We start from the raw sequence: 11,267 nt of genomic DNA on the forward strand, positions 1-11,267 counted from the left end.
GGGGGGGGGGGGGCGCCGTCGCGGGCGGCACCAAAGCGCTCTACCCGGACGGCTACGCGGCCCGCGCGGAAACCATTCCAGCCACCGCCTTTACCACCTCGCCGGATTTCGCCGCGATCGCCGCCTCCAGCCGCGCGGCGGCCCTGTCGGTTTCCCGGGCCGAAGATCTCCCCGGCGTGCTGGAAGAAGCGGTATCCCTCATCCGCCCCCGCCGACAAAGCGTGCTGGTTGACGTGCAGTTAGCCCGCTAACGGCTTCTCCTCCGGGCGCTTGTCGTCCGGAGGGGGTTGTCACCCCTTCTGGTCACCTTTATCCACATGGCCCAGCGGCTTCTCCGGGAAGCAGACATCGCGCACCCGGCGTTTCAGCTCGGCCGCATCCGGAAAACCGCCATCCTGCTTGCGCTCCCAGATCTGCTGACCGTCGACATCGATCGTGAAGATCCCACCGGTCCCCGGCACCAGTGTCACCGAGGCGATGTCGGTGCTGAAGGTATGTAACAGCTCCTGCGCCATCCAGCTGGCGCGCAGCATCCAGTTGCACTGGGAACAGTAGGTGATGGTGATGGCCGCTTTTGAGTTCATCGTCGTCTCGCTAAGTCTGAAAGGGCAAATTGTAAACAAAGTGCAGTTTAAATGAAGAACACATGATTATTTTGTTGCAAACGATAATACCTATCATTACCATTCGCAATCAACAAATGGAGTAAGACCCCATCCGCAACGGAAAAGACGGAGCAACCTGCATCTCTGGAAGTAACGCGTGAGCCGATACTAATAACGATCAAGGCGTGGCGACTATGTACAAATCGACTCCGTCAGCAGCATGGTGTAAAAAACGCCTGCTGGTGACCTCTTTGTTTGCAGCAATTTATCAGACTTCTGCCATCGCAGCAGACACTTCCGCCGTTAGCGGCGAGGCGGTGGATGACACCTCGGAACAAATGACCGTCACCGCCCCCGCGCCGGTGCAGAAAGCCGGTAGCGAACACAGCATCAGCGCCCGGGAGCTGGAGAATAAAGGCGCTAACGATTTCGGCTCAATCATGCGCTATGAGCCGCTCATCAGCGCCACCGGGGCCAGCGGCGGCTCCGGCAACGGCAAAAGCGGCTTCGACCGCGGAGGTTACACCGGCTACAACATTCGCGGTATGGAGAGCAACCGCGTCGGCATCGACGTAGACGGTATCGCGCAACCCAACGCCACCGGCCGCGGCTACGTCGGCCGCGCCGGGCTCAACACCTTCGGTATCGGCCGCGATTATATCGACCCGTATATGTACGGCAGCGTGGATATCCAGTCCGGCGCCACCTCGACGGAAACGGCCAACAGCGCTATCGGGGGGAATGTCTCCTTCCGCCCGAAATCGGCGGATGATTACCTGCGCCCGGGCAAGACCAGCGCCTTCGGCTACCGCAGCGGTTACGACTCTGCGGATCGCAGCTGGCACAACGGGGTGACCGTCGCCGGCGGCGATGAGTTCCTGCGCGGGATTTTGGTCTATAGCCGCCGTGACGGCCAGGAAACCGAAAACAACAGCGGCACCGTCGACGCCTACCCGGCGAACTGGCACTCCGATGCTTTTCTGGCCTCCGGGATCTGGCAGCCTAACGATGAGCACAAGCTGACCAGCACCTTCGACTATTACCATAAAACCAACCACACCCACTACGATACCTGGGACTCCAGCGGCAACAGCACCATCGGCACCGCCAACCAGACCAGCCAGACCCGGCGCTGGGGCCTGAGCCTGAAGGATGACTGGACGCCGATGAACGACTACCTCGACAGCGTCTCCACAAAAATCTACTACCAGCATACCGAAGCCCATGACTGGACTTATATGCCGGACAGCGTCACCCGCAGAATGCAGACGGTGAACTCTAACTACGATACCGACACCTGGGGCCTGCAGACTGCGCTGGCGAAAACCCTGGGCCGCCACGATCTAAGCGCCGGTTTCAACGCCAGCACCAGCAAAACCCAGCGGCCGTTCAGCCAGTCGCCGATCCCCAGCGTTTACAGCGAGATCATGCAGCCGGAGGCAGACAGCCGCAGCTACACCCTCGGCGGCTTTGTCCAGGATAAGATCAACTTCGACCTTGATAGCCACAACTTCGCCATTATTCCCGGCGTGCGCGTGGTGCATCAATCGACTAAGCCGGAAAATCTGTCCGACCTTGCCGCCAACAGCAGCGTACTGAGCGAATCGTCGGTGGCGAATCTGTACGGCAAAAACAGCGATACCCAGGTTCTGCCGTCGTTGACCTTCCAGTACGACCTCACCCCGCGCCTGATGACCTACCTGCAGTACCAGCGCGGGGCGCAGTTCCCCAACGCCAGCCAGCTGTATGGCTCCTGGAACCTCGGCTCCAGCTACGCCGGCAGCCAGCAGTATGCCCTGATCGGCAATACCGATCTGAAGACGGAAACCAGCGATAATCTCGAGTGGGGGCTGAAAGGGGAAGTTACCGAAGGCATCACCCTGCGCACGGCGCTGTTCTACAACAGCTATAAGAACTTTATCGCCTATACCCGCTATACCCGCGCCAACAATCCGGGCCAGTTCACGAATGTGCCGTCGAACATCTACACCATTTATCAGGCGGAAAACCGCGATAAAGCCTATATCTACGGCGGTGAGATTAGCACTAAATTTAACTTTGGCACCTGGTTTGAGCAGGTGGACGGCCTGAGCGCCACCCTCGCCCTCGGCTATAGCGAAGGGAAATCGAAATCCAGCTACAGCGGCGATAAATACGTCGACCTCGACAGCGTGGCGCCGATGAAAGCCATCGTCGGCGTGGCGTGGGACGATCCGGCGAAACGCTACGGCACCGCCCTGACGGCGACCTTTGTCAAAGGGAAACAGGCGACCGCCACCAACCGCGAAAGCTACAGCAACAGCGGATCCGCCATCACCGATGCCAGCAGCGACTATATGCGCGTGCCGGGCTACGGCATGCTGGACTGGACCGCGTACTGGCAGGTGGCGAAAAACGTGCGCCTCAATGGCGGGGTCTACAACCTCACCGATCGTAAATACTGGGATTACCTGAGCAGCCGCAATATCGAGACCGGCACCAACCAGGACGCCAACGATAAAGCGCTGGCGGTGATGCCGGGCCGCACCTGGCAGCTGGGCGTCAACGTCGACTTCTGATTGCCCGAATAATAACGCACCTGCCCCCGGCCCGCCGGCCGGGGATATTCATCGTCGAGAAGGATATGATTATGCCAAATGCACACCCTGACCTGTGGCAGCGCTACCAGGCCACCAAAGCGGCCAGTACCGCGAAATATGCCCGCGATATCGCCGCGGAAATGGGGATCAGCGAAGCCGAGCTGACCGCCGCCCGCCTCGGCCATGATGCCGTGCGCCTGAGCGATGACGCCCGGGCGCTGATTGCCGCCCTGGAGCGCGTCGGCGAAACCAAATGCATCTGCCGCAACGAGTATGCCGTGCATGAGCAGGTGGGCCAGTTCACGCACCAGCACCTCAGCGGCCACGCCGGGCTGGTGCTGAACCCGCGCGCGCTCGACCTGCGTCTGTTCCTCAGCCAGTGGGCCAGCGCCTTCCATCTGAACGATAATGGCCGTCAGAGCATCCAGTTTTTCGACCACCACGGCGACGCCCTGCTGAAAGTCTATGCGACCACGCAGACCGACATGGCGGCCTGGGAGACCCTGATCGCGGAATATCGGGTGGCGGCGCCGGCACCGCTGACCCTGCGCCCGCTGGAGCCGGTGAAATATGCCGATACCGCCGACGGCGCCGCCCTGGAGAACGACTGGCGCGCGATGACCGACGTTCACCAGTTCTTTGGTCTGCTGCGTAAATATCAGCTTTCCCGCCAGCAGGCCTTCCGTCTGGTGAGCGACGACCTCGCCTGCCGCGTGGATCGCCATGCGCTGCCGTCGCTGCTGGAGACGGTGCGCCAGGAGGGCAATGAAATCATGATTTTCGTCGGCAATCGCGGCTGCGTGCAGATCTTTACCGGCGCCCTGGAGAAGCTGGCCCCCATGCGCGGCTGGCTGAATATCTTCAATACTACTTTTACCCTGCATCTGCGCGAAGAGAGCCTCGATGAAGTGTGGGTGACCCGCAAGCCGACTTCGGACGGACACGTCACCAGCGTCGAACTGTTCGCTAAAGACGGCACCCAGATTGCCCAGCTCTACGGCCAGCGCAGCGAGGGGCACCCCGAGCAGACGCAATGGCGCCAGCAGGTAGACCGCCTGACCCGTGAAGGGCAGCCCGCATGATGCGCTGGTTACTGCTCTTGATCGCTTTCCCGCTGCTGAGTCACGCCGCCGTTGAGCGGCTCGTCACACTCGGCGGAGATGTCACTGAGATCGTTTATGCCCTTCACGCGGAGGAGAGCCTGGTGGCGCGGGACAGCACCAGCAGCTGGCCCCCGGCGGCGCAAAAGTTGCCGGACGTCGGCTACCTGCGACAGCTGAACGCCGAGGGGATCCTCGCGTTACGCCCGCAGCTGGTGTTAGCGAGCGCCCAGGCGCAGCCCTCGCTGGTCTTACACAAAGTGCAGGCGAGCGGGGTGAAGGTGGTGAACGTGCCGGGCGGCGAAAGTCTGTCCGCGATCGATAACAAAGTGGCCGTCATTGCCGAAGCGTTAGGCAAAACGGCGGCAGGCGACGCGCTGCGCCAGCAGCTTCAGCAGCAGATCGCCGCCATTCCAACGCAGCCGGTTGCTAAGCGGGTGCTGTTTATTCTCAGCCACGGCGGAATGAATACCCTGGTGGCCGGACAGCATACCGCGGCCGATGGCGCCATTCGCGCCGCCGGATTGCAGAACGCGATGCAGGGCTTCGACCACTATCGCGCCATGTCGCAGGAAGGGGTCGCCGCCAGCCAGGCGGATCTGGTGGTGATCTCCGCCGATGGTCTCAAAGGGATGGGCGGCGAAGCCGGGCTGTGGAAACTGCCCGGCCTGGCGCAGACCCCGGCGGGGCGTCATAAACAGCTGCTGACGATCGACGATATGGCCCTGCTGGGCTTCGGGCCGCGCACACCGCAGGCGATAATCGCGCTGCGAAACAAAGCGGAGCAGTTGCCCTGATGCGCCCTGCCCTCGCTCGCCGTTTGCTGCTGATGACGCTGCTGCTGGTCTCCCTGACGTTGTTTGCCACCACCCTCGGCGCCATGCGCTTGCCGCTGGTCAACCTGCTGCCTTCCGGGGATGACATGCTGCGCCATATCTGGCTGACCATCCGTCTGCCGCGGGTGCTGCTGGCCCTGCTGGTGGGCGCGGCGCTGGTCCTCTCCGGCTGCGTGATGCAGGGGCTGTTTCGCAACCCGCTTGCCGACCCGGGCCTGCTGGGCATCAGCAGCGGCGCCGCGCTGGCGGTGGCCAGCTGGCTGGTGCTCCCGTTCTCCGCTGCGGGGCTGATCGCTCTGTATATGCCGATGCTGGCGGCGTTTATTGGCAGCCTGGCGGTGATGGTGGTGATTTTCATCCTCAGTCGGGCGGAGGAGGGTTCGCTGTCGCGCCTGCTGCTGGTGGGGATCGCCATCAACGCGCTGTGCGGCGCGCTGGTCGGCGTCCTGTCCTGGCTGAGCAATGACGCCCAGCTGCGCCAGCTGTCGCTGTGGGGAATGGGCAGTCTGGGCCAGGCCGAATGGCCGACGCTGCTGGTGGCCGCGACCTTGATTATCCCGGCTGCGCTGGCGGTGTGGTGGATGGCGTCCCGCCTCAATCTGCTGCAGCTTGGCGATGAAGAGGCGCACTATCTCGGGGTCAACGTGCAGGCGCTGCAGCGCTGGCTGCTGCTGTGCAGCGCGGTGCTGGTGGCCGCCGCGGTGGCCATCAGCGGAGTCATCGGCTTTATCGGCCTGGTGGTGCCGCACCTGATGCGCCTGTGGCTGGGACCGGACCATCGCGGACTGATCCCCGGCTCGCTGCTGGCCGGCGCGATCCTGCTTCTGCTGGCCGACACCCTGGCCCGCACCGTGGCGGCGCCGGCGGAGATACCGGTCGGTCTGCTCACCAGCCTGCTGGGCGCCCCCTGGTTTCTGTGGCTGGTCTTTCGTCGGGAGAACTCCAGACATGGTTAATGAATACTGCGCCCAGGGGCTGTCACTTCACCTTGGTAAACGACAGATTATCGACAACGTCTCCGTCGCGCTGCGCGGCGGCGAGATGACGGCGCTTATCGGGCCGAACGGCGCCGGGAAATCCACTCTGCTGCGCCTGTTGACCGGCTATCTGACTCCGGACAGCGGCACCCGCCATCTTGCAGGCAAGCCGCTGGAGGCCTGGTCCCCCGAGGCGCTGTCGCGCCGGCGGGCGGTCATGCTGCAGCGAACGGCCCTGCAGGCCGACTGGACGGTGGAAACGGTCATTGCCATGGGACGCTCACCGTGGGGCGCGACGGCGGATCCGGCGGTGCTGGCGGCGGTGATGGCCGTCACCGGCTGCGATGGCCTTGCCGGTCGCCGCTATCCCGGCCTCTCCGGCGGCGAGCAGCAGCGGGTACAGCTGGCCCGCTGTCTGGCGCAGCTATGGCGCGACGGCGCGCCGCAGGGCTGGCTGTTTCTCGATGAGCCCACCTCGGCGCTGGACCTTTACTATCAGCAGCACCTGCTGCGTTTGCTCAAACGGCTCACCGCCGGCGGGCAACTGCACGTCTGCGTGGTGCTGCATGACCTTAACCTCGCCGCCCTGTGGGCCGACCGCATCCTGCTGCTCCACCAGGGACATCTGGTCGCCCAGGGCACGCCGCAGGAGGTGATCCAGCAGCCGGTTATCCATCGCTGGTACGGGGCGGATGTCCGCCTCGTCCAGCACCCGGACAACGCGGTCCCCCAGGTTTATCTGGCGCCATAATCCCCGCGCGGCGCAACTGGAATCCGGATCGCGCCGCGCTTACGCTTTCTGGCAATAATTGCCTGCATTATATTATTGAGGGTCATTTATATTTAAAATCTATACCAATGGCGTAATAACCCAATGAAATATTTACGACAGCTATTTTTAAATATAAACCATCATTACAGAGAAGATATTTCCCGTATTAATCCAAAAACGACACATTGATTATTTACTGCGCTTAATCAACTCGATACACTGTTTTCTTACTAATGATAATAGAGGGAAGAAGAAGCATGGCTATTCCAGGTAATATGTGGATATACGACGACGGTGGGGCACTAATCAAAGGTGGTTGTGATGTTGCAGACAGGGAGTTCAGCATCGAATTTAAAGGGTTTCATCACAATCTCTCCATTCCCACTGATAATGCCACTGGCAAGCCTACCGGCACTCGTCAGCACTCACCAATGATCATCGTTAAAGAATTCGACTATTCCAGTCCATACCTCTACAAAGCAGTAGCTACTGGTCAGAACCTGAAATCTGCTGAAATCAAATGGTATAAAATCAGCGATGCTGGTCAAGAAGTGGAATACTTCAATATGCTACTTGAAGGCGTCCGAATCGTATCAATATCTCCTACAATGGCTTCCCCAGAAGACAAGAACAACAACCATCTTGAATCTGTCGAACTTAGATATGAGAAGATCACCTGGAAACATTGTGACGGAAATATAATTTTCACCGATGCCTGGAATGAAAGACAAACAGCATAATAGATGAGCAAATGGATACGACAGAAGAACTAAATGGAACCTATTTCTATCACGGACAATCCAATCTTTCGGCTGGTGAACTTTTTGATGTCATTTTTCTTGAACAATTTTGTGACGAACTTGGCATTGGTATTGAATCTGGTGCCGCTATCCTCGCCGGGCAACCTTGGCTAAAAACCAGAACAAAGCCAGGAGAGGCAATAAAAGGAACAAGTGTTGTTTCTAAATATGGAAGGATGCTTCTGAGAAATGCAAAAACTCCATTTGGTATTAGGGTTCCTACACCCGTTGGTGTAAGAATGAGAAAAACGAATAGTCTTGCTGCTGTTATCGCCCGTTATGTTCCGTGGTTAGGTTGGATAGGACTTGTAAACTCAATTTATCAAGTTTCAAGAAAAACTCAGGAAAAATACAACCTAATAGCTCGCCCCAAAGACCGTATACAATGGACATCCTTTTAATGAAAAGCATTCAAGATCAGGTTTTAGACTTGTTTAAAGATGAGATCTCAACCCGTTTAGATAAAAATTGGAAAGAAATCCCATTGGAACTTGATTATGACTTATTTGATGCTCCCGGCGACGATCTGCATGACGCTTTAAATAAATTTGAACAAAAATTTAATGTTGATCTTTCCAGTGTTAAATGGTCGTGTTATTTCCCTTGGGAGAATACTCCAATGCTAACTCGGTGGTTTAAAGTAAAACGAGAAGATGTAGAAAAAACGCGTAAACCTTTAACTATCAAAATGTTTGCCGAATCAGCAAAAGCAGGTAAATGGCTTTACGACTAGCAACCACAAGCCGTTGTCGTAACGAGGTCTACGGCCAGAAGGCAGAACAACATCGACGGCGAACGTAATGTATGAAGACGATCGCGTGGCGGCGGTTCAATTACTGTGACGGTACCCCGCCCCCTCTGCAACTGGAATCCGGATCGCGCCGCGTGCTTTCGTCGGTTTCCCTCACCTGCCCATCTCCGTTATTATGTCTCATCCATGTGATAACGACGACAACTACAAAATCGCAGCCATTTCAAATCAGGGATCTGGATAACACCCCATGAGCACAATTGACAATCTCGACGCCCACACGCCGATGATGCAGCAGTATCTCAAGCTGAAGGCGCAACATCCTGACATTCTACTGTTTTACCGGATGGGGGATTTTTACGAGCTATTTTATGACGATGCGAAACGCGCCTCGCAGCTGCTCGATATCTCGCTGACCAAGCGCGGCGCCTCCGCGGGCGAACCGATACCCATGGCCGGCATCCCCCACCACGCCGTAGAGAACTACCTCGCCAAACTGGTCAATCAGGGCGAGTCGGTGGCCATTTGCGAGCAGATTGGCGACCCGGCCACCACCAAGGGGCCGGTCGAGCGTAAAGTGGTGCGTATCGTCACCCCGGGCACCATTAGCGATGAAGCGCTGCTGCAGGAGCGCCAGGACAACCTGCTGGCCGCCATCTGGCAGGACAGCAAAGGCTTCGGCTACGCGACGCTGGATATCAGCTCCGGGCGCTTTCGTCTGAGCGAACCGGCCGACCGCGAAACCATGGCGGCAGAGCTGCAGCGCACCAACCCGGCGGAACTGCTGTATGCGGAAGATTTTGCCGAATCGTCGCTGATCGAGGGCCGCCGCGGTCTGCGCCGTCGCCCGCTGTGGGAATTTGAAATCGACACCGCACGCCAGCAGCTAAACCTGCAGTTCGGCACCCGCGATCTGGTCGGCTTCGGCGTCGAAAACGCCCCGCGCGGCCTGTGCGCCGCCGGCTGCCTGCTGCAGTATGTCAAAGACACCCAGCGTACCTCGCTGCCGCACATCCGCTCCATCACCATGGAACGCCAGCAGGACAGCATCATTATGGATGCCGCCACCCGCCGTAACCTCGAGATCACCCAGAATCTGGCCGGCGGCACCGACAACACCCTGGCCTCGGTACTCGACTGTACGGTGACGCCGATGGGTAGCCGGATGCTCAAGCGCTGGCTGCATATGCCGGTCCGCGATACCGCCGTGCTGGTGGAGCGCCAGCAGACCATCGGCGCGCTGCAGGAGCGCTATACCGAGCTGCAGCCGGTGCTGCGCCAGGTCGGCGATCTGGAGCGTATTCTGGCGCGTCTGGCGCTGCGTACCGCCCGGCCGCGCGATCTTGCCCGCATGCGTCATGCCCTGCAGCAACTGCCTCTGCTGCGTGAGCTGCTGGCCGACGTTGACAGTCAGCCGGTGCAAAAATTGCGCGAGAAAATGGGCGAGTTCACCGAACTGCGCGAACTGCTGGAGCGCGCGGTGATCGACGCCCCGCCGGTGTTGGTCCGCGACGGCGGGGTCATCGCCCCTGGCTATAGCGAAGAGCTGGACGAGTGGCGGGCGCTGGCCGATGGCGCCACCGATTATCTCGATAAGCTGGAGATCCGCGAGCGCGAGCGGCTGGGCCTCGATACCCTGAAAGTCGGCTACAACGCCGTCCACGGCTACTACATCCAGATCAGCCGCGGCCAGAGCCACCTCGCGCCGATCCACTACGTGCGCCGCCAGACGCTGAAAAACGCCGAACGCTACATTATTCCTGAGCTGAAGGAATACGAAGATAAGGTGCTGACCTCCAAGGGCAAAGCGCTGGCGCTGGAAAAACAGCTTTATGACGAACTGTTCGACCTGCTGCTGCCGCATCTCGCCGATCTGCAAACCAGCGCCAGCGCGCTGGCCGAGCTGGACGTGCTGGTCAACCTGGCGGAACGCGCGGAAACTCTGAACTACTGCTGCCCGACCTTTAGCGATAAGCCAGGCATTCGCATCAGCGAAGGCCGCCATCCGGTGGTCGAGCAGGTGCTGAAAGAGCCGTTTATCGCTAACCCGCTGCAGCTGGCGCCGCAGCGGCGGATGCTGATCATTACCGGGCCGAACATGGGCGGTAAAAGTACCTATATGCGCCAGACCGCGCTGATTGCGCTACTGGCCTATATCGGCAGCTACGTCCCGGCGCAGAAGGTGGAGATCGGGCCCATCGATCGCATCTTCACCCGCGTCGGCGCGGCGGATGACCTGGCCAGCGGCCGCTCGACCTTTATGGTAGAGATGACTGAAACCGCCAATATCCTGCACAATGCCACCGAGCATAGCCTGGTGCTGATGGATGAGATTGGCCGCGGCACGTCCACCTACGACGGGCTATCGCTGGCGTGGGCCTGTGCGGAAAATCTGGCCAACAAAATCAAGGCGCTGACGCTGTTCGCCACCCACTACTTCGAGCTCACCCAGCTGCCGGAGAAAATGGAAGGCGTCGCCAACGTCCACCTCGACGCGCTGGAGCACGGCGATACCATCGCCTTTATGCACAGCGTGCAGGACGGCGCGGCCAGCAAGAGCTATGGCCTGGCGGTCGCCGCGCTGGCGGGGGTGCCGAAAGAGGTGATCAAGCGCGCGCGGCAGAAACTGCGCGAGCTGGAGAGTATCTCGCCCAACGCGGCGGCGACCCAGGTCGACGGCACGCAGATGTCGCTACTCGCCGCCCCGGAAGAGACCTCGCCTGCGGTTGAGGCGCTGGAGAATCTTGATCCGGACTCCCTGACCCCGCGTCAGGCGCTGGAGTGGATCTACCGTCTGAAAAGCCTGGTCTAGCCACCCATTAAGGTGAAAAACGGCAGCGCTGTGAA

Annotated in this window: 10 protein-coding genes and 1 pseudogene; 10 read left to right on the forward strand and 1 reads right to left on the reverse strand. The window is 59.7% G+C overall.

Translation table 11 applies throughout. The features are described from left to right. Positions 1-251 (forward strand): annotated as a pseudogene (locus HMPREF9538_RS10040) (acetolactate synthase); the annotation flags it as partial. A 39-nt stretch (positions 252-290) separates the two neighbouring features. On the opposite strand, the gene HMPREF9538_RS10035 reads toward HMPREF9538_RS10040, so the two are convergent. Further along, positions 291-584, reverse strand: a complete 294-nt coding sequence (locus HMPREF9538_RS10035) for a SelT/SelW/SelH family protein (protein ID WP_002915045.1) — start codon at positions 582-584, stop codon at positions 291-293. A 215-nt stretch (positions 585-799) separates the two neighbouring features. Between HMPREF9538_RS10035 and HMPREF9538_RS10030 the strand changes: the two genes are divergently transcribed. The 9 genes from HMPREF9538_RS10030 (at position 800) to mutS (ending at position 11,232) form a co-directional block, all read left to right on the forward strand. Then, positions 800-3,163, forward strand: coding sequence for a TonB-dependent receptor domain-containing protein (locus HMPREF9538_RS10030; RefSeq protein ID WP_009485525.1), 2,364 nt, complete (start codon positions 800-802; stop codon positions 3,161-3,163). A gap of 71 nt (positions 3,164-3,234) precedes the next feature. Then, positions 3,235-4,266: a hemin-degrading factor gene (locus HMPREF9538_RS10025; RefSeq protein WP_004890170.1), complete on the forward strand. Its 1,032-nt coding sequence runs from the start codon at positions 3,235-3,237 to the stop codon at positions 4,264-4,266. Further along, positions 4,263-5,081 (forward strand): heme/hemin ABC transporter substrate-binding protein, encoded by an 819-nt coding sequence (locus HMPREF9538_RS10020; protein ID WP_004181072.1) that lies wholly within the window; start codon positions 4,263-4,265, stop codon positions 5,079-5,081. Before HMPREF9538_RS10025 ends, HMPREF9538_RS10020 begins: the two co-directional genes overlap by 4 nt. Further along, positions 5,081-6,076: a FecCD family ABC transporter permease gene (locus HMPREF9538_RS10015; RefSeq protein WP_009485526.1), complete on the forward strand. Its 996-nt coding sequence runs from the start codon at positions 5,081-5,083 to the stop codon at positions 6,074-6,076. The genes HMPREF9538_RS10020 and HMPREF9538_RS10015 overlap by 1 nt, the downstream gene beginning before the upstream one ends. After that, the gene (locus tag HMPREF9538_RS10010; protein WP_004149516.1) at positions 6,069-6,848 is read left to right on the forward strand and encodes a heme ABC transporter ATP-binding protein; all 780 of its coding nucleotides are present in this window, start codon (positions 6,069-6,071) and stop codon (positions 6,846-6,848) included. The genes HMPREF9538_RS10015 and HMPREF9538_RS10010 overlap by 8 nt, the downstream gene beginning before the upstream one ends. Positions 6,849-7,126: 278 nt before the next feature. Further along, positions 7,127-7,609 (forward strand): Hcp family type VI secretion system effector, encoded by a 483-nt coding sequence (locus HMPREF9538_RS10005; protein ID WP_002915094.1) that lies wholly within the window; start codon positions 7,127-7,129, stop codon positions 7,607-7,609. Between the two features lie 11 nt (positions 7,610-7,620). Next, the gene (locus HMPREF9538_RS30200; RefSeq protein ID WP_004188736.1) at positions 7,621-8,070 is read left to right on the forward strand and encodes an STM2901 family protein; all 450 of its coding nucleotides are present in this window, start codon (positions 7,621-7,623) and stop codon (positions 8,068-8,070) included. Further along, a complete protein-coding gene (locus HMPREF9538_RS10000; RefSeq protein ID WP_008806210.1) occupies positions 8,055-8,402 on the forward strand; it encodes a DUF1493 family protein in 348 nt (115 codons plus the stop codon). Before HMPREF9538_RS30200 ends, HMPREF9538_RS10000 begins: the two co-directional genes overlap by 16 nt. 268 nt (positions 8,403-8,670) lie before the next feature. Then, positions 8,671-11,232, forward strand: coding sequence for a DNA mismatch repair protein MutS (gene mutS, locus HMPREF9538_RS09995; RefSeq protein WP_004151059.1), 2,562 nt, complete (start codon positions 8,671-8,673; stop codon positions 11,230-11,232). The last annotated feature ends 35 nt before the right edge of the window (positions 11,233-11,267 follow it).

This window comes from Klebsiella sp. MS 92-3, assembly GCF_000195655.1.
In the GTDB taxonomy this organism is placed as follows: domain Bacteria; phylum Pseudomonadota; class Gammaproteobacteria; order Enterobacterales; family Enterobacteriaceae; genus Klebsiella; species Klebsiella pneumoniae.

Coding starts and splice junctions, on each gene's coding strand:
- HMPREF9538_RS10035 (WP_002915045.1), bottom strand. CDS start 584: ATGAACTCAAAAGCGGCCATCACCATCACCTACTGTTCCCAGTGCAAC.
- HMPREF9538_RS10030 (WP_009485525.1), top strand. CDS start 800: ATGTACAAATCGACTCCGTCAGCAGCATGGTGTAAAAAACGCCTGCTG.
- HMPREF9538_RS10025 (WP_004890170.1), top strand. CDS start 3,235: ATGCCAAATGCACACCCTGACCTGTGGCAGCGCTACCAGGCCACCAAA.
- HMPREF9538_RS10020 (WP_004181072.1), top strand. CDS start 4,263: ATGATGCGCTGGTTACTGCTCTTGATCGCTTTCCCGCTGCTGAGTCAC.
- HMPREF9538_RS10015 (WP_009485526.1), top strand. CDS start 5,081: ATGCGCCCTGCCCTCGCTCGCCGTTTGCTGCTGATGACGCTGCTGCTG.
- HMPREF9538_RS10010 (WP_004149516.1), top strand. CDS start 6,069: ATGGTTAATGAATACTGCGCCCAGGGGCTGTCACTTCACCTTGGTAAA.
- HMPREF9538_RS10005 (WP_002915094.1), top strand. CDS start 7,127: ATGGCTATTCCAGGTAATATGTGGATATACGACGACGGTGGGGCACTA.
- HMPREF9538_RS30200 (WP_004188736.1), top strand. CDS start 7,621: ATGGATACGACAGAAGAACTAAATGGAACCTATTTCTATCACGGACAA.
- HMPREF9538_RS10000 (WP_008806210.1), top strand. CDS start 8,055: ATGGACATCCTTTTAATGAAAAGCATTCAAGATCAGGTTTTAGACTTG.
- mutS (WP_004151059.1), top strand. CDS start 8,671: ATGAGCACAATTGACAATCTCGACGCCCACACGCCGATGATGCAGCAG.